The organism is Streptomyces sp. YIM 130001 (genome assembly GCF_003574445.1).
In the GTDB taxonomy this organism is placed as follows: domain Bacteria; phylum Actinomycetota; class Actinomycetes; order Streptomycetales; family Streptomycetaceae; genus Streptomyces.
In genome coordinates this window covers 284,320-302,018 of record NZ_KZ984554.1, presented here as the reverse complement: position 1 = coordinate 302,018, position 17,699 = coordinate 284,320, and the positions used below count along the sequence as shown (strand labels likewise).

Annotated in this window: 16 protein-coding genes; 7 read left to right on the top strand and 9 right to left on the bottom strand. The window is 71.5% G+C overall.

What is annotated here, in order from left to right:
• Nucleotides 1–81: 81 nt before the first annotated feature.
• Nucleotides 82–1,665: an MFS transporter gene (locus tag DSC45_RS15100; protein ID WP_119291049.1), complete on the bottom strand. Its 1,584-nt coding sequence runs from the start codon at nucleotides 1,663–1,665 to the stop codon at nucleotides 82–84.
• 177 nt (nucleotides 1,666–1,842) lie between these two features.
• On the opposite strand from DSC45_RS15100, the gene panB reads away from it, so the two are divergent.
• Nucleotides 1,843–2,709 carry a 3-methyl-2-oxobutanoate hydroxymethyltransferase gene (panB, locus tag DSC45_RS15095; RefSeq protein ID WP_119291047.1) on the top strand — a complete coding sequence of 289 codons (867 nt, stop codon included), beginning with the start codon at nucleotides 1,843–1,845 and terminating at the stop codon, nucleotides 2,707–2,709.
• A 164-nt stretch (nucleotides 2,710–2,873) separates the two neighbouring features.
• Here panB and DSC45_RS15090 read toward each other — a convergent pair whose 3' ends face one another.
• Nucleotides 2,874–3,026, bottom strand: a complete 153-nt coding sequence (locus tag DSC45_RS15090) for a hypothetical protein (protein ID WP_205571330.1) — start codon at nucleotides 3,024–3,026, stop codon at nucleotides 2,874–2,876.
• 297 nt (nucleotides 3,027–3,323) lie between these two features.
• On the opposite strand from DSC45_RS15090, the gene DSC45_RS15085 reads away from it, so the two are divergent.
• Nucleotides 3,324–4,367, top strand: a complete 1,044-nt coding sequence (locus DSC45_RS15085) for an ATP-binding cassette domain-containing protein (RefSeq protein ID WP_119291046.1) — start codon at nucleotides 3,324–3,326, stop codon at nucleotides 4,365–4,367.
• A complete protein-coding gene (locus DSC45_RS15080) occupies nucleotides 4,364–5,206 on the top strand; it encodes an ABC transporter permease (RefSeq protein ID WP_119291044.1) in 843 nt (280 codons plus the stop codon). Before DSC45_RS15085 ends, DSC45_RS15080 begins: the two co-directional genes overlap by 4 nt.
• A gap of 80 nt (nucleotides 5,207–5,286) precedes the next feature.
• On the opposite strand, the gene DSC45_RS15075 is transcribed toward DSC45_RS15080, so the two are convergent.
• Nucleotides 5,287–8,604 carry an AfsR/SARP family transcriptional regulator gene (locus DSC45_RS15075; protein WP_240434640.1) on the bottom strand — a complete coding sequence of 1,106 codons (3,318 nt, stop codon included), beginning with the start codon at nucleotides 8,602–8,604 and terminating at the stop codon, nucleotides 5,287–5,289.
• A 352-nt stretch (nucleotides 8,605–8,956) separates the two neighbouring features.
• On the opposite strand from DSC45_RS15075, the gene DSC45_RS15070 reads away from it, so the two are divergent.
• The gene (locus tag DSC45_RS15070) at nucleotides 8,957–9,760 is read left to right on the top strand and encodes a site-2 protease family protein (protein WP_119291042.1); all 804 of its coding nucleotides are present in this window, start codon (nucleotides 8,957–8,959) and stop codon (nucleotides 9,758–9,760) included.
• 16 nt (nucleotides 9,761–9,776) lie between these two features.
• Here the strand turns inward: DSC45_RS15070 and DSC45_RS15065 are convergent, their stop codons facing one another.
• Nucleotides 9,777–10,067: a hypothetical protein gene (locus DSC45_RS15065; RefSeq protein WP_162929230.1), complete on the bottom strand. Its 291-nt coding sequence runs from the start codon at nucleotides 10,065–10,067 to the stop codon at nucleotides 9,777–9,779.
• 76 nt (nucleotides 10,068–10,143) lie between these two features.
• Nucleotides 10,144–10,860, bottom strand: a complete 717-nt coding sequence (gene npdG / locus DSC45_RS15060) for an NADPH-dependent F420 reductase (protein ID WP_119291039.1) — start codon at nucleotides 10,858–10,860, stop codon at nucleotides 10,144–10,146.
• Nucleotides 10,861–10,987: 127 nt separating this feature from the next.
• Between npdG and DSC45_RS15055 the strand changes: the two genes are divergently transcribed.
• On the top strand, nucleotides 10,988–11,596 hold the full coding sequence (locus DSC45_RS15055; protein WP_119291037.1) for a hypothetical protein: 609 nt from the start codon (nucleotides 10,988–10,990) through the stop codon (nucleotides 11,594–11,596).
• A 28-nt stretch (nucleotides 11,597–11,624) separates the two neighbouring features.
• On the opposite strand, the gene DSC45_RS15050 is transcribed toward DSC45_RS15055, so the two are convergent.
• Nucleotides 11,625–11,858: a hypothetical protein gene (locus DSC45_RS15050; protein ID WP_119291035.1), complete on the bottom strand. Its 234-nt coding sequence runs from the start codon at nucleotides 11,856–11,858 to the stop codon at nucleotides 11,625–11,627.
• Nucleotides 11,859–11,935: 77 nt separating this feature from the next.
• On the opposite strand from DSC45_RS15050, the gene map reads away from it, so the two are divergent.
• Together map and DSC45_RS15040 are read left to right on the top strand one after the other, a co-directional pair.
• Nucleotides 11,936–12,793 (top strand): type I methionyl aminopeptidase, encoded by an 858-nt coding sequence (gene map / locus DSC45_RS15045; RefSeq protein ID WP_119291033.1) that lies wholly within the window; start codon nucleotides 11,936–11,938, stop codon nucleotides 12,791–12,793.
• A gap of 139 nt (nucleotides 12,794–12,932) precedes the next feature.
• Complete coding sequence (locus DSC45_RS15040) at nucleotides 12,933–13,586, top strand: biliverdin-producing heme oxygenase (RefSeq protein ID WP_119291031.1); 654 nt, start codon at nucleotides 12,933–12,935, stop codon at nucleotides 13,584–13,586.
• A gap of 97 nt (nucleotides 13,587–13,683) precedes the next feature.
• On the opposite strand, the gene DSC45_RS15035 is transcribed toward DSC45_RS15040, so the two are convergent.
• The 3 genes from DSC45_RS15035 to DSC45_RS15025 form a co-directional block, all read right to left on the bottom strand.
• Nucleotides 13,684–14,400, bottom strand: coding sequence for a PhzF family phenazine biosynthesis protein (locus tag DSC45_RS15035; protein ID WP_240434639.1), 717 nt, complete (start codon nucleotides 14,398–14,400; stop codon nucleotides 13,684–13,686).
• A gap of 70 nt (nucleotides 14,401–14,470) precedes the next feature.
• Complete coding sequence (locus DSC45_RS15030) at nucleotides 14,471–16,000, bottom strand: HtaA domain-containing protein (RefSeq protein ID WP_119291030.1); 1,530 nt, start codon at nucleotides 15,998–16,000, stop codon at nucleotides 14,471–14,473.
• A gap of 104 nt (nucleotides 16,001–16,104) precedes the next feature.
• A complete protein-coding gene (locus DSC45_RS15025) occupies nucleotides 16,105–17,547 on the bottom strand; it encodes an HtaA domain-containing protein (RefSeq protein ID WP_119291028.1) in 1,443 nt (480 codons plus the stop codon).
• Between the last annotated feature and the right edge of the window lie 152 nt (nucleotides 17,548–17,699).

Below are 17,699 nucleotides of genomic sequence, written 5' to 3'. Positions count from 1 at the left end.
AGGTCGGAGCCGATCCTGCCGCGGGAGGCGGTCCCGGCCTCTCGCGCGCCCCCGTTCGAGCGGCAGCCGGGGCGCCGGGGCTCAGCGGTCCGCGGTCACCGGTTCCTCGGCGGGCGCTTCTGCCTGGGGCGTGCTGCGGCCCGGCAGGAACAGGCCCACCACCAGCGCGCCGATCAGGGCGACGGCCGCCGAGCCGACCGCCGTGATGTGCATGGCGTGCAGGAACGCGTCGTGTGCGGGGCCGACCAGGTCGCGGCCGGCAGGACCCAGCCGTTCCGCCACGCCCAGGGTGGCCTCGATCGATTCGCCTGCCGCGTCCCGTACGCCCGCCGGAACGGCGCCGAGGCTGCCCTCGATCTCGCTGCGGTACACGGTGGACAGGACGGAACCGAGCACGGCGATCCCGAGAGCACCCCCGACCTGGCGGAAGGTGCTGTTCAGGGCTGAGCCCGAACCGGCCTTCTCCCGTGGCAGCGCCTGCATGATGGCGACAGTGACCGGCGGCATGATGTGCGCCATCCCGGTGCCCTGGACGAAGAAGACGATCCCCATCACCCAGACCGGGGTGTCCGCGTCGAACATCGTGAACGACGCGAGCCCGACGGCCACCAGACTCATGCCCACCGTGCAGGTGAGCCGCGCCCCGAACCGGTCGACGACCAGCCGCGCACGGGGCGCGAACGCCATCTGGGCGACGGCGAGGGGCAGAATCATCAGGCCCGACTGCAGGGGCGTGTAGCCGCGCACGCTCTGCAGATAGAAGGCGGAGAAGAAGGTCACGCCCATCAGGGCGAAGAAGACGAGCGCGATCGCGGAGACCGCGGCGGCGAAGGCGGGCTTGCGGAAGTACGAGATGTCGATCGACGGGTTCTCGATGCGCTTCTCGTGGACCACGAAGCCGGCCAGGACGGCGATGCCCGCGCCAGTGGTGAGGAGCACCAACGGGTCGGTGAAGTCGGCGAGTTCGCCGCCGCGGATGATGCCGAACACGAGGAGCACGAGCCCCGCGATGGACAGGCCGACGCCGATCGGGTCGAGCCGACCTGGCCGGGGATCCTTGGACTCGGGCACCAGGAACAGCATGCCGATCAGGGCGAGGACCACCACGGGAACGTTGACCAGGAAGACCGAGCCCCACCAGAAGTGGTCGAGGAGCACGCCTCCGGTGATGGGGCCGACGGCTATCGCCAGGCCCACGCTGCCGGCCCAGATGCCGATGGCCTTGGGCTGCTCGTCGCGCTCGAAGACGTTCATCAGGATGGCCAGGGTGGCGGGCATCACCAGGGCGCCGCCGAGACCCATCACGGCCCGGAACGCGATGAGTTGGCCGGGCGAAGCGGAGACGGCCGCGAGCACCGATCCGATGCCGAACACCAGCGTGCCGGTCATCAGCATCTTCTTGCGGCCGAGCCGGTCACCGAGCAGGCCGGCGGTGAACAGCAGCCCGGCGAAGACCAGGGTGTAGGAGTTGATGGCCCATTCGAGCTCGCTCTGGGTGGCTCCGAGGCCGATCGGCTCGGGGGTGGCGATGACCTTGACAGCCACGTTCAGGATCGAGTTGTCGAGGACGACGATCAGCAGGCTGAACATCAGCACGGCGAGGATGGCCCACCGGCGGCGGTGGACGGCCTCCGGCACGCGGCGTTCGGTGGTGGGTGAAGTCATGGACGTCAGCGTAGAGCCATTTCGATACGAGACCGTCTCGTATTGTAAAGATTTTGCCTGCGGCCGGGCGGGATCCGGGTGGACACGACCTAGCCGCAACGCGGCACGGGATGCCACCATGGAAGGGATCCGGGGACGCCGTCAGGGCGCCTCGAGATGACCTGAAGGAGCCGTGCCATGCAGGAGATCTCGGCTGCCCGCACACAGCCCGTCGACAGCAGCAAAGCGCTGTACGGCGGCAAGGGCACACGCCGCATCACCGTCCGCGACATCGTCACCGCCAAGGAGCGCGGCGAGAAGTGGCCGATGCTCACCGCCTACGACGCGATGACCGCCTCGGTCTTCGACGAGGCCGGCATCCCCGTGATGCTGGTCGGCGACTCGATGGGCAACTGTCACCTGGGGTACGACACCACCGTCCCCGTCACCCTCGACCAGATCGCGATGCTCTCGGCCGCGGTCGTACGCGGCACGAGCCGCGCCCTGATCGTCGGCGACCTCCCCTTCGGCAGCTACCAGGAGGGACCCGTGCAGGCACTGCGCTCGGCGACTCGCCTGGTCAAGGAGGCCGGGGTCGGCGCCATCAAGCTGGAGGGCGGCGAACGCTCCCTGGCGCAGACCGAGTTGATCGTCCAGTCCGGCATCCCCGTGATGTCCCACCTGGGCCTCACCCCGCAGTCCGTCAACACGATGGGGTACCGGGTACAGGGCCGCGGCGACGAGGCGGCCCACCGCCTGGTGAACGACGCCAAGGCCGCGCAGGCCGCCGGCGCCTTCGCGGTCGTCCTCGAACTGGTCCCGGCGGAGCTGGCCGCGGAGGTCACCCGCTCCCTGGAGATCCCGACGATCGGCATCGGCGCGGGCCCCGAGTGCGACGCCCAGGTCCTCGTCTGGACCGACATGATGGGCCTCACCGACGGCAAGGTCCCCCGCTTCGTGAAGCAGTACGCGGAGCTGCGCTCGGTGATGGGCAATGCCGCCAAGGCCTTCGCCGACGACGTCGTCGGCGGCTCCTTCCCCGCGGCGGAACACTCTGTGCGCTGACGCGCGCGTTCGCGTTCCGGCCCCGCCGCTCGGCGCCGTGCCGTCGCTCGCCGGACGGGCTCTCCCGAGCCCGTCCGGCGAGCGACGTACAGAGCGGGTCGTGACCCGCGCCGATCACCGGGGCGCCGTCGAACCGGTACTCCTCGGACACGTCGGTTCGGAGCTCAGGCGGCGGCCATCGTCGCGGCGAGCTCGCGAGCACGGTCGTGGGCCTCGGTCATGGATGCCTCGTGCTTCGCAAGCAGCGCAGCCAGTGCCGGCGAGTGCGGAGCCATGGTCAGCTCGGGGATCACGGTGGTGACGTCGAGGCCGAACATGTCCTCGTGGCCGAGCAGCGCATCGAGGACGGGTACGACGTAGTCGAAGCCGTACCGGGTGGCGCCGGGGCCGTAGCCGCCGCGCCCCTCACCTCACCAGTAGTGCGCAACCCCGTTGCCGGCGAGTAAGACAGAGCGCGCAAAAGGCACTTTCAGGTGCGTGGGTGCCGCGCCGGCAGACCGAAGTCCGGGCAGAGACTCGATGTATCGGCGGCATATCGGTACCCGATCGCCGCCGCAGGCCCCGTGTCGGCAGTCTGTCGGTCGCCTGTCGGCGCCGCCCGCGACTCTTGTCGTATGACGCGATTCGACAAGAACCCGACACCCGGCGGCCACGGCGCCGGCGGCTCGCCCGTCGCCGTGGAAGTGAGGGGCCTCGTCAAGCACTACGGAGAGACCAAGGCCCTCGACGGGGTGGACCTGGACGTGCACGAGGGCACGGTCCTCGGTGTACTCGGGCCGAACGGCGCGGGCAAGACCACGCTCGTCCGCTGCCTGTCCACCCTGATCCTGCCCGACGCGGGCCACGCCGTCGTGGCCGGCTACGACGTGGTCCGCCAGCCCCGGCAGCTGCGCCGCACCATCGGCCTCACCGGCCAGTACGCCTCCGTGGACGAGAAGCTCTCCGGCTGGGAGAACCTCTACATGATCGGGCGACTGCTCGATCTCCCGCGCAAGGCGGCCCGCTCCCGCGCCGACGAGATGCTGGAGCGCTTCTCGCTGACCGAATCCGCCAAGCGCGCGGTCGGCCAGTACTCCGGCGGCATGCGGCGCCGCCTCGACCTCGCCGCCTCCATGATCGGCCGGCCCGCGATCCTGTACTTGGACGAGCCGACCACCGGCCTCGACCCGCGGACCCGCAACGAGGTGTGGGACGAGGTCCAGCGGATGGTCGCCGAAGGCGTGACCGTCCTGCTCACCACCCAGTACATGGAAGAGGCCGAGCAGTTGGCCGACGAACTGACGGTCATCGACAAGGGCAAGGTCATCGCCGGCGGCAAGGTCGACGAGCTCAAGGCGAAGGTCGGCGGCCGCACCCTGCGCGTCGTACCCGGCGACGCCGGGCAGCTCCCCGCGATGGTCCGGGACCTGAACGAGGCGGGCCTCGACGGAGTCGGCGGCTCGCAGGCCGTGCCGGACGAGGGCGCGCTCTACGTACCGATCCTCAGCGACGAGCAACTCACCGCCGTCATCGGCCTGTTCGCCGCCCGCGGCTACGCCGTCGCCGACATCGGCACCCATCTGCCCAGCCTCGACGAGGTGTTCCTGGCCATCACGGGCCAGAAGACCGCCGACGTCCAGGACGCCACCGCCGACGAGATCAAGGAGGTGGCCGCATGAGTACCGCCACCCTCACCCCACCACCCGCCACGCAGCAGCAGCCACCGGTCGCCGACGAGGGCCGGATCGGCCTGCGCGCCAATCTCCGGCACATCGGCGCCCTGGTCCGCCGCAACGCCCTGCAGATCAAGAAGGACCCGGAGTCGATGTTCGACGCGGTCCTGATGCCGATCATCTTCATCCTGTTGTTCGTCTACGTCTTCGGCGGCGCGATCGCCGGCAAGGGCAACAACCAGGAGTACGTCAACTACGTGGTCCCCGGCATGATGGCGATGATGGGCATGAACATCGCCATGGCCGTCGGCTCCGGAGTCAACGAGGACTTCAAGAAGGGGGTGATGGACCGTTTCCGTACGATGCCCATCGCCCGGTCCTCGGTCCTGATCGCCAAGATCGTCGTCGAGATCGGCCGGATGCTGGTCGCCACCGGGATCCTGCTCGGCATGGGCTTCCTGCTCGGGCTGCAGATCCACACCTCGGTCCTCGAACTGTTCGCCGCGATCGCGCTGTCCACCGTGTTCGGCGCCTCACTGATGTGGATCTTCATCCTGCTGGGTCTGTCACTGCCGACCCCGCAGGCCGTCCAGGGGGTCGCCATGCTCGTGATCATGCCTCTGCAGTTCGGCTCGTCGATCTTCGCCCCGACGTCCTCCATGCCGGGCTGGCTGGAGAGCTTCACCAAGGTCAACCCGCTGTCCAACCTGGCGGACGCGGCCCGCGCGCTGGTCAACGGCGTCGGCCCGATCGCCCAGCCCACCCTGGTCACGCTCGCCTGGGCGATCGGCATCACCGCGATCACCGCACCGCTCGCCGTCGCCAAGTTCCGCAAGCGGAGCTGACGCCGGACGGGAGCCGGGACGAGTCCCGGCTCCGCACCCCCCACCAGAATCGCGTCCGGCCGGGCGGTGCGGGGCGGGTCTCAGACCAGGGCGGCGGCCTCCTCGATGGAGAGGCCGCCGCCCTGGGCGTAGGCGCGCGCGTAGGTCTCCTCGTCCAGGGTCGCGCGCAGCACCGCCTCGGTGGCCTCGCGGTTCTCGCGTTCCTCCGGGGAACGGACGTGCCGGTCGGGCAGGTGCGCGTCGGCGGCACCGAGCAGCCGGACGCCCTCCGCCGCCCGCCCCGGATCAGCGGATCCGCCCAACGCCCGTGCGGCAGTGACCAGATGGGACGGCGGCAGCTGCGGCGCCACCGTCATCGACACCTGCTGCAGTCCGCTCTCCAGGGCGATACGGAGCGAGACGAGCGCCTCCTCGTAGTGGCCGTCCAGGGTGTCCAACCAGCCGAGCAGCCCGTACGCGACCCCTTGGAACAGAGCGGCGGGGCCCGACACGAACTGGCTGCGCATCTGCCGCATCAGCGCCCTCGCCTCCTCGGTGCGTCCCGTACGCCCGAGCCACTTCGCGAGATAGAGGCGGCTCATCGACAGGGCCTCGCTGTTCTGGCCCGGCGCGTCGAGCACCTCCCGGATCAGCCGCTCGCCCTCATCGGTCCGGCCCCTCTCGAGGAGGGTGCTGGCGAAGCGCACCCGCAGGACCGCTACCTGTGCCCCTGCGCCGAGGCGTTCCATGTGGTCGATCGCGGCGCGGAAATCCGCGCCCGCGGCATCGAAGTCGCCGCGGTTCTCGTGGGCCTCGCCCCGGGCGGAGTGCGCCTCGGCCGCGCCCCACAGGTCGCCGAGTTCGGTGTACAGGGCGAGTGACGCGTCCGCGTCGGCGTTCGCGTCGCCGCCCCACGCGACGCTGTTGGCGGAGACGTTGGCCCGCATCTGCAGGGCCGAGGCGAGTTCCCAGCGGAAGCCGTGACGGCGGCAGGCGTCCACCGTGATGTCGGCCAGCTCGCGGATGCCGATCGGCTCACCCGTCAGCATCACGGCGAAGACCCACAGCCAACCCGGCATCCGGCAGGTCTGCGGCTGGCCCGGCAGATAGCTGCGTGTGACGGCCCTCAGGCGCGCCAGACTCTCCTCGCTCGACCAGGACTCGGACGACGGGTCCATGGTCGCCAGGGCCATCAGATGGGCCCCGCGCCGGGCCTCGGCGCGTACCTCCGGCCGGAACGGAGGCGGCTCCTGGGTGCATCTCTCGAACAGCGGCTCGGCCGGGCGCACCGGTTCGGCGAACGGGTCGGGCCCGAGCTCGGCGGCCTGCCCCGCCCAGTAACGGCTCTCACTGCGCAGGTCCTGCATCCACCAGTACCAGCCGAGCGCGTGGACCAGGCAGAGCGCCTCGTCCTCGTCGCCGGCGGCGAGGGCGCGGCGCATGGCGGTACGCAGGTTCTCGTAGTCCTCCTCGATCCGCCGGATCGCGGCGCGCTGGCCGGGGCCGCGGAGTTCGAAGTCCGAGGTGCGGACCAGTTCCCGGTAGTGCACGAGGTGCGCGCGTTCGGCCGCCGCACGGTCACCGGCCTCGTCCAGGCGCTCCCCGGCGTACTCGCCGACGGTCTCGAGGAGCCGGTAGCGCATCTCGCCGCGCGTTCCCGCGGCGGCCACGACCAGCGACTTGTCCACGAGTGAGCCGAGGACGCCGAGTACGGCGGCGGCGTCGAGCGGAGTGGGTGCGTCCCCGACCGGCGCGCCCGAGCAGACGGCCTCGGCGGCCGACAGGTCGCAGCCACCGGCGAAGACGGAGAACCGGCGCAGGGCCGCGCGTTCCGTTGCGTCGAGCAGGTCCCAGGACCAGTCGACGACCGCACGCAGGGTCTGCTGACGGGGCAGCACCGTACGGCTGCCGGAGGTCAGCAGCCGGAAGCGGTCGTCGAGCCGGTCCGCGATCTGGCGGGGCGTGAGCGACCGCAGGCGTGCCGCCGCCAGTTCGATGGCCAGCGGCAGCCCGTCGAGCCGGGTGCAGATCTCCGCCGCGGCCTCCGGGTCGTCCTCGACGCGGAATCCGGCGCGGGCGGCCGCTCCTCGCTCGGCGAGCAGACGCAGCGCGACCGGCTCGGGGAGCGGCTCGAGGGCACGCACCGACTCCCCCGGCACACCGAGGGGTTCCCGGCTGGTCGCCAGGACGGTGACACCCGGGCAGCGGGCGAGCAGCTCCTCGACGAGCCGGGCCGCCGCGTCGACGACGTGCTCGCAGTTGTCGAGCAGGATCAGCATGCGGCGCGAGGCACAGTGCGCGGTCAGGCGCATCAGGGGATCGGCGGCGTGCGGATCGGCGGCCCGCATCTCGTCGGCGCCGGCCCCGTGCAGTACCGTCTCGCGCCCGCCGATCGCGGCCAGTACGGCCTCGGGTACGGCGTCCGGGTCGCCGGTGGCGTCGACGGGAGCGAGTTCGGCGAGCCACACCCCGTCCGGGACGGTGCCGGTGGCCAGCGACTCCGCGGCCTCCTGGGAGAGTCGCGTCTTGCCCGCACCGCCGGGCCCCAGCAGCGTGACGAGCCGCGAGCGCCCGAGGTCGCCGCGGATCGCCTCGATGTCCGCCTCCCGCCCGACGAAACTGGTGACGCGTGCCCGGAGGTTGCCCGTCACGGACGGGGCGGGGGCCGGCTCGGGACGGTGTGGGGGGCGTGCGGCGGGTGCCTGGGAGGTCAGCAACTCGGTGTGCAGGGCGCGCAGTTCGGGCCCCGGGTCGGCGCCGAGCCGGTCGGCGAGTGTGGTCCGTACGTCCTCGTAGGCGGCGAGCGCCTCGGCCGGGCGGCCCGCGTCGCGCAGCGCGCGCAGGTGCAGGGCGTGCAGAGGTTCGTCGAGGGGGTGGGCGCCGGTGAGCGCGGTGAGTTCCGGCAGGGCCTGCTCGGCCCGGCCGAGCGCGAGGCCCGCCTCGATCCGGGTACGGCGGGCCGTCAGGCGCAACGCCTCGAGGCGCGCCAGGTCGGCGGTACGGTCCGGGAGGTCGGCGAGGGCGGGACCGCGCCACAGGCCGAGCGCCTCGTCGAGCAGCCCGCCCGCCTTCTCCGCGTCGCCGTCGGCGAGTGCCCGCCCGCCGTCGGCCACGAGACGCTCGAAGCGGTGGACGTCCACCTGGTCCGGCGGCACGGCGAGCCGGTAGCCGCCGTCCTCGGAGGCGACGACAGCGTGCCCGACGGCCCTGCGCAGCCGCCCGACCAGCGCCTGCAGCGCGGCGGTCGCATCGGCCGGCGGATCCGACTCCCACACCTCACCGACGAGATACTCGACGGACACGGCCCGCCCCGCCCGCAGCGCGAGCACGGTGAGCAACGCGCGCAGCCGGGGGCCGAGCGGGACGGCCTGTCCCTGGTCATCAACGGCCTGCGCACTGCCGAGTACGTAGATCTGCACGCCCTCATTGTCCCCGGACCGGCATCCACAGGCCTCGACGGGCCACAAACCAAGCCCCTCCGCCGCAAGCCCGTCCCACCCTCGAGGCCTCGACCGAGACCGCGACGGAGACCAAGACCGACCAAAATCAAGCCCGTCCGACGCTCGAGGACAGGGCCGCCAGGCCGAAAAGAAGGCCCGTCCGGCACTTGAGGACACCAGCCGAAGGCCAAGAACAAAGCCCGTCCGGCACTTGAGGACAAGGCCGCCAGGCCGAAAGGAAAGCCCGTCCGGCACTCGAGGACAAAGACCCCGGGCGCACGGGCCTGAGAACCCACCCCCTCGGCCCCCGCCGACCACGTACCGTCGGACCATGACCACCCCCACCCGCCGCCGCAGCGCACCCGTGAGCCCGGTATTCCTGGGCATCGTCGCCGTCGCAGCCGCATCGGGATGGGCCACCTGGACCGGCTCCGCCGACAGCCTCGGCACCGGTGTAGCGGTGTTCGTGTTCGTGACCGCGGCGTGGATCGTGTCGCTCTGTCTGCACGAGTACGCACACGCCCGCAGCGCGCTGCACAGCGGCGACACCTCGATCGGCGCCAAGGGCTACCTGACCCTCAATCCGCTGCTCTACACCCACGCCCTGCTGAGCATCGTGCTGCCGGTGCTCTTCGTGATCATGGGCGGTATCGGCCTGCCGGGCGGGGCCGTCTTCATCGAGCGGCACCGGATCCCGGGCCGTTGGCGGCACAGCCTGATCTCGGCAGCCGGCCCGCTGACGAACGTCCTGTTCGCCGTGGTGTGCACCGCACCGTTCTGGCTGGACGCACTCGACGGGGTACCCGACACGTTCCGCTTCGCGCTCGGCTTCCTCGCGCTGCTGCAGGTGACGGCCGCGATCCTGAATTTCCTGCCGGTGCCGGGGCTCGACGGGTACGGGGTGATCGAGCCGTGGCTGTCGCCCAACATCAGGCGCCAGGCGGAACCGTTCGCCCCGTTCGGACTGCTCGTGGTCTTCGGCGTCCTGTGGATCCCGGGGGTCAATGCCGTGTTCTTCGACGCCGTGGACGCGATCCTGCGGGGCCTCGGGGTGACGGACTGGGACACCTACTGGGGGCAGCAGCTCTACCGGTTCTGGCAGGGCGCTCCGGACATCCCGTCGATCGGGCCCTGACCGGGCGGCCAGGCTGTCAGGCGGTGGGGGAACCGCCTGCCGGGGAGCCGTCCGCGGCCCGGTTGCGGGCCGCCGCGGCCATCCGCCCGCGGCGCAGGTAGTACCAGGCCATGTTGGACGAGAGACCGGCGAGCAGGATCCACACGATGCCGAGCCAGCTGCCCTGGGTGAAGGCCACCACGGCGGCGGCCACCGACAGAACACAGACGACGAGGGCGTACACGGCGAGGCGGGGCATGGCGGAAAGCTCCTGTCGGACTCGGTTCGGGAGCTCGCTCCCGAGGCTTCGCCGTCCAGTGTCCCCCATGCCCCGATCGTGCCCGTACGTCGCCCCTCGGGGGCCTCGGCCGGCCCCGGCCCGTCCGCCCGCGCCCCGAGATCCGTCAGATGTCGGTGACGCGCAGTCCCGTGTGCGCCTTGTAGCGGCGGTTGACCGAGATCAGGTTGGCCACCAGCGACTCGACCTGGTGGGCGTTGCGCAGCCGGCCCGCGAAGACGCCTCGCATGCCCGGGATGCGGGCAGCGAGAGCCTGGACCTGGTCGGTGTCGGCGCGGGACTCGCCGAGGACCATCACATCGGTGTCGATCTCGTCGATGGCCTCGTCCTGGAGCAGCACCGCGGACAGATGGTGGAAGGCCGCGGTGACCCGGGAGTCGGGCAGCAGCGCCGCGGCCTGCTCGGCGGCGCTCCCCTCCTCGGGCACCAGCGCATAGGCGCCCTTCTTGTCGAAGCCGAGCGGGTTCACGCAGTCGACGACGAGCTTGCCGGCCAGGTCCTCGCGCAGCGCCTCGAGCGTCTTGGCGTGGCCGTCCCAGGGCACGGCGACGATCACGATGTCGCTGCGGCGGGCACAGTCGGCGTTCTCCGCGCCCTCGACGCCGTGGCCGATCTCCTCGGCAGCGGTACGCGCGCGGTCCGCGGCGCGGGAGCCGACGATCACCTTCTGGCCCGCCCGTGCCAGCCGGTAGGCGAGACCGCGGCCCTGGTCACCGGTACCGCCGAGCACGCCGACGACCAGGCCGGACACGTCGGGAAGGTCCCAGGGGTCCTTGGCGGGAGCCTTCGCCGGGGCCTGCTGCACGTCATCACTGGAAGTCATGGCCCGAGCCTACGTGCAGGTGGTCCGCCCGAACCCCCGCCCCCGACAGCGTCGACCGTCACCCTCGGGAGGGATTGACACCCCAACGGCCTCGCAGGAGCGGCCCGTTGCGGCAGGATACGGCGGCATGGATGCCGTACGAGTGGCGCTGCTGCGCGAGGTGCTCGCCGGGACCGAGTGGCCGGCGGCGACCCGGCGCTTCGCGGGGTCGCTGCGGGGTTCGGTCGTCCCGCACGGCGGCGGACTGCTGCTGGTGGGCACCACCGGCTACGAACCGTGGCACCTGGCCGCCCACCTGGTCGACGAGGCCGCCTGGTCGGGCACTCCGGAGCTGACGCCGACACTGGTACGCCACCGGGTGTGGCCCGGCGACCGCGCGCATCTGTCGGTCGGACTCGGCCGGCTCGAGGCGGCCAGGCGCGGCGAGACGCTCCTGGTGGTGGCCCCGGAAAGCCCCGGCGGCCAGCTGCTCGAGCGGGTGCACGACGCCCGTCGGGCCGGCGCCACGGTGCTCGCCCTGGACACCGGCGACCGTGAGCTGCAGGCGATGGCGCACGAGGCCCTGACGGTGCCGGAGGACCCTGACCTCGACTTCGACACGGTGCAGCACCTGGTGAGCGCCGCGGCCGGGGAGAACGCCCTGCCGGACGCCGCACCGGCGGGACGCCGACGGTTCCGCGACCGGCTCTCACGTCTCGCGGATCAGCTGACCCAGCCGCCGCCCGCCCGCTGGTAGGCGCCGGTCGCCCTCGACGGGGCAGGTCTCACGTCCCGTCCGGGTCCTCGCGCGGCTCGCCGTCGTGCCAGCGCTCGTCCGTCTCCCACTCGAGATTGCGCTCCTTGGCGGTCTCCATCGCGTGGGAGGCCTCGGCGCGGCTGGTGTAGGGGCCGAACCGGTCCTTGTTGGGGCACTCGGGCCCCTCCTCCACCTTCTGGTGTTCCAGGCAGTAGTACCACTCGCCCGGTTTGCCGACCGTACGCTTCTTGAACAGGGCCATGTCCGGCTCCTCGTCGCCCGCAGTCGTCGTACTTCCGCCGCCATCGTGCCCGATCGGCGCTGGATACACTCGTCGGCATGTCTGGCCAGTCACTGCTCGTTCCAGGGGAGCTCTCTCCCACCCGCTCCGTGCCCGGAAACATCCGGCGCCCCGAGTATGTCGGCAAGCCGGCGCCCACCGCGTACACGGGCCCCCATGCGCAGAGCGAGGAGACCCTCGAGCTGATGCGCACCGCGGGCCGTATCGCCGCGCAGGCCATGGAGGAGGCGGCCAAGCACATCGCCCCCGGCGTGACCACGGACGAACTCGACCGGGTCGCGCACACCTTCATGTGCGACCACGGCGCGTACCCGTCCACGCTCGGGTACCGCGGCTTCCCGAAGTCGCTGTGCAGTTCGGTCAACGAGGTGATCTGCCACGGCATCCCGGACTCCACGGTGCTGCGCGACGGCGACATCGTGAACCTGGACGTGACCGCGTACATCGGCGGCGTGCACGGCGACACCAACGCCACCTACTTCTGCGGCGACGTGGACGAGGAGTCGAAGCTCCTGGTCGAGCGGACCCGGGAGTCCCTGAACCGCGCGATCAAGGCGGTCCGCCCGGGCCGGCAGATCAACATCATCGGCCGGGTCATCGAGTCCTACGCCAAGCGCTTCGGCTACGGCGTGGTGCGCGACTTCACGGGGCACGGCATCAACTCCTCCTTCCACTCCGGCCTGGTGGTCCCGCACTACGACAGCCCGCACGCGACGACCGTGATCCAGCCCGGGATGACGTTCACCATCGAGCCGATGCTCACGCTCGGCACGCACGAGTACGACCTGTGGGAGGACGGCTGGACGGTGGTCACCAAGGACCGCAAGCGGACCGCCCAGTTCGAGCACACCCTGGTGGCCACCGCGAACGGTGCGGAGATCCTCACGCTGCCCTGAATCCGACGCGAGGAGCGTGTTTTACCGACAGGAGGTCGGGAACCTTTACCGACAGGACGTCGGGAAGTCATTGACTTAGGTAAGCCTAAGTAGCAGGATCGTCGGTGGCTCCCCTCCCCTTTCGGCTCCGGAGGTCCCCTTGGACACCCCGTTCTCCACGCTCATCCGCACCGCGTCGCACGAGCAGCACACCGAGGCAGAGACCTCGACGTTCATGAGCGATCTCCTCGGCGGCCGCCTCGGCGTGGACGCGTACGCGCGGTACACGGAGCAGCTCTGGTTCGTGTACCGGGCACTCGAGGACGCCGCCGACAGCCTGAAGGGCGACCCGGTCGCGGGCGCCTTCGTGCAGCCGGAGCTGATGCGCGTGGACGCCCTCGAGGGGGACCTCGCGCATCTGCGCGGGGACGGCTGGCGGTCCGGCCTCACCGCCCTGCCGGCCACGGCGGCGTACGCGGAGCGGGTCACCGAATGCGCCCGCAGCTGGCCCGGCGGCTACGTCGCCCACCACTACACGCGCTATCTGGGCGACCTCTCCGGCGGCCAGATCATCCGCGACAAGGCGGAGAAGACCTGGGGCTTCGCCCGCAAGGGCGACGGCGTCCGGTTCTACGTCTTCGAGTCGATCTCCAACCCGGCGGCGTTCAAGCGCGGTTACCGCGAACTGCTCGACGGGATCGCGGTGGACGACCTGGAGAAGCAGCGCATCGTCGACGAATGCAAGCGTGCCTTCTCGCTGAACACGGCGGTGTTCCGCGAGCTGGGTGACGAGTTCCCGCTCAGCGCGGCGTAGTTCACCGCACACCCTGCTCTGTCCGGGCCCCTCGCCACCACGGCGACGGGCCCGGCGGCGTGGATCGGGAGGGTGCGGGTCGAGAGGGCGGGCGGCCTCAGAGCCGGGTGCTCGCCACCAGGGCGACTCTGCCGCCGAGTTCGACCGTGCCGTCGGGGCCCGGCGCGGTGATGAGCTGGGAGCCGCTGCCCTGGGTGATGTTGAGCGCGCGGCCCAGGTGGTGGGTGAGCAGCATCGCCGCGGCGCCGGTGGCCTCGTCCTCGGCCGTACTCTCGGGCGCACCGGGGCCGGACGGGCCGTCGCCGCGCGGAAGTCGGGGACGGCCGGGGAAGCCACGCGTCCGCACCCGGCCCGCCGCCTCGTCCTGCCATGCCCAGGCGTAGATCCAGCCGGTGCCGGCCGGTGGCACCTCGAGAGCGGCCAGTTCCCGCTCGGCGCGGTACTCCTTCAGCTGCCGGCCGCCCGCCCATGCGGCCGCTGCGGTGATCCAGCTGAACTCGCCGTCCTGGCGGGCCTCCACGACACCCGCCTCGGTGACCAACTCCGGTACGTCGAGCAGCCAGGCGGTGCCTACGCACGGATGTCCGGCGAACGGCAGCCGCGCGGTGGGGGTGTAGATGTCCAGCACGCCGCGTTCGGGATCGTCCACGAACACCGTCTCGGCGTACCCGAGCCGGCCCGCGAGCGCCTGACGCTGCGCGCGGCCCGGCACGAGCGAGCCTTCGCGGACGACACCGAGCGGGTTGCCGTGTCCGCCGTCGGGGCCGCAGAAGACCCTCAGCACGTCGAGCGTCACGTCGTCGAGTTCGGTCACGGTGGCATTGAAGCACCCTGTGGGGCGCCAACTGCACGGGCCCCACAGGGTGTTCGGGTGCCTGCGGGCGTCAGGCCCGGTCGGCCTGGGCGCCCGTGCGCCGCCGTGCGAAGTAGACCGCGCCCGCTCCGGCGGCCACGATCGCGCCCGCGGCGCCGATCAGCGCGCCGGTCGGCGTGCTGGAACCGGTGGAGGCCAGGTTGCCGGTGCCGCCGACGGAGCCGCCGCCGACTGTGCCCGCGCCACCCGTTCCTGCGCCGCCGCCCGAGCCGGAGCCGCCGCCCGAGCCGGAGCCGCCACCCGGCAGCTTCGCGTCGTCGGACAGGGCGAGTGCGACGTCGACGGGGTCGATCGCGTCGCCTTCCTTGTACATGGACCCGGTGGTCTCGTTGGCGAACTGCTCGGCACCGTCCGCGGTGAAGGCCGCGGGAACCTTCTGCAGGTGCAGTACGTCGTCCTTGATCGCGTACGAGGCCTTGGACAGGTCGAGGCTCGCGAACTCGACGTCGTCGTTGGTGCCTTCGGGCGTGGTGACGTCCAGGACGACGGTTCCCTCGGCGCCCTGCGCCTCCACCCGGATGTCGCTGAACTTCATGTCGATGCCGTGGGCCTTGTACAGGAACTGCACGCTGCCGCCGAAGGAGGCGTCGACCGTCTTGGCGTCGGCGTCCACCTCTGCCTCGTCGTACGGGAAGGTGTAGCCGTCGTCGCCGGACTTCTTGGCGCCGTCCGCGGTCTTCACCTCGCCGCCGGTGGAGATGTAGCGGCGGAAGGACTCCTTGAGGCCCCAGGTGAGAGTGCCGTCGACGGCGTCGCCCGCGGGGGCCCCGGAGGCGTCGCCGGAGGGCGCGGTGGTCGGCTCGCCACCCGGGTCCGTGGTGGGCTTCCCGGAGGGCTCGGTGCCGGTGTCGTCGGACGGGTCGGTGCTGGGCTCGCCGCCCGGGTCCTCGGAGGGGTCCGGGTCCTCGCTCGGAGTGCCGGTGTCCGCCGTGACGGTGAGGGTGGCCGGGTCGAGCGCGGTGCCCTCCTCGTACATGCCGTTGAAGGCCTTGGCGCCGTCCGCGGTGAGGGTGGCCGGGATGTCCTCGAAGGTCATCGCGCCGCCCTCGCCCTGGCCGGGCTTGACGTCGGTCAGGTCGAGTTCGGCGAGCGCGATGTCGTTCTGGGTCTCGCCGTTGAGGGTGACGTCGGCCTCGATGGCGCCGCCGGTGCCCTCGGTGGAGACCTTCACGTCGCTGATGCCGATGTCGAAGGCGTGGGCCTTGGAGACGAAGGAGACCTTGCCCTTGAACGCCGTCTCGACGGCGTGGGTGCCCGTGTCGTAGGTACCGGTGCCGTCGGTGAAGGTGAAGATGCCGTTGTCCGCGGCCTGTTCGGCGCCGTCGGTCGCGGTTATCTCGCCGGCCGCTATGCCGGTGACGTACTTGCGGAACGACTCCTTCAGACCCCAGTCGAGGGTGCCGTCCTTGAGGGCGATCGGCGCGGCCTTCGGGGCGGCGCCGTCGGCGGCGATCGCGGGCAGGGTGAGCGCGGTGGCGCCGATGGCGACGACCGTGGCCACCGATGCGGCGAGGGCGGACGGGCGGCGGAGGGCTGGCATGGTGGTGGGTCTCCTTGGTGAGGCGGCCGCCGAACGGCGGTGCACGACAGGACGGTTGGTGCTGTGCGTGGGGGGACCGGGAAGGTGGGGCTTCCGGGTGCCGGCTAAGAGGAGCCGGGCGTCTCGTCGGTGTCGGTGCCGTCCGCGGTGCGGGTACGGCGTCCTCGGGCGACGAGCAGGGCGGCCGCTGCCGCGAGGAGGACGGCCGCTCCGACGGCTACGGGCACCGTGGGGAACGAGCCGGACTCCGAGGAGGCGGCGGCTTTCTCGGTCTCGGGCTCGGCCTTCTCGGCCTTCGGTTCGGGCGAGGCGGAGGAGCCGAGGTCGGGCAGGGCGGGCAGTTTCGCACCGGCGTCGAGCGCGACGGCGAGCGATACCGGGTCCATCGCGGTGCCCGCCTTGTACATGCCGCCGAAGGCCTTCGAGCCGTCGGCGGTGAGTTTCGCGGGCGCTTCGGAGAGGGCGATCAGGTCGTCCTTCGGCTTCAACCCCGGTGCGGCGAAGGTGACGAGCGGTGCCTTCCTCTCGTCGAAGTCCTTGCTGCGGACGTCCGCGTAGAGCGTGCCCTTGTCGTCCTTCACGCGCACGGCGACCTTGTCGAGGGTCAGGTCGAGGCCGTGCTTCCCGGTGAAGCGGACGGAGCCGGCGAACGACGCGTCGAGGGTCTGCTTCCCTGCGTCGTACGTCCCCTCGCCCTCGGGGAAGCGGAAGAGTGCGCCGCCGTCCTGGGCGCCGGAGCCCAGCTTCCACTCGCCCTCGGCGATGGATCCGGACACATACTCGCGGAAGGTACGGCGTACGCCCCAGTCGACGGCGGCGTCCTCGATGCGGCCGGCCTTCTCGTGGCCGGTGCTCTTGTCCTTCTCGTCCTTCTTCCCCTTGCCGGGCTTGTCCTTGTCGTCCGGGGCGGGCTTGTGGGCAGCTGCCGCGGCGAGGTCGCCGGTGAGGCTGACGGGGTCGAGTGCGGTGCCGGCGGTGTAGTAGCCGGCGAAGGCCTTGGCGCCCTGCGAGGTGAGGGTCGCGGGGATGCCGGTGAGGGCGATCGGGCCCGAACCGCCCTTCATGTTCACGCCGGAGAGGTTCAGCGAGGCGAGCGGCACCTGGGCGGCCGTGGTGACCTTGCCGGTGCCCTTCTCCTTGCTGACCATGTCGGCGTGCAGGGTGCCCGCGCCGCCGGCGATACGCACGGTGGGGCGGCTCACCGTGAGGTCGAGCTCATACCCGCCGCCCTTCTTGTGTCCGACGAAGTGCACGCCGCCGGTGTAGCCCGCGCTGAAGCCACCGCTCGCCGGGTCGTACGAGCCTTTCGCCGAGTGGAAGCGGAACTGGCTGCCGCCTGCCGTGGCCGCGCCGCCCGACAGAGTCCAACTCCCCTTGGCTATAGGGCCGGTGACATAGCTCTGGAAGGACGATTTGATGCCCCAGTCGAGTCGTCCGCCCTGCACCGTACGGTCGGCGGCATGCGCGGCCGGCGCCGGGAGCAGAGCGGCCACGAGTACCGCGAACACGGCCGCGGCGCTCGCGCGCACGGCTCTGACGGACACCATCGTTGCCTCCTCCAGGCCTGGTCATGAAGGTAAGGCTAACCTAAGCTATGGTCCGGTCGGGCGGAACCCCTCCACCCACGGGAAGCTTCGGACGGCCCAGCAGGCCCCCGGCGCCCCGGACTTCGGCAGCCAGATCTCGACAGCACGACAGG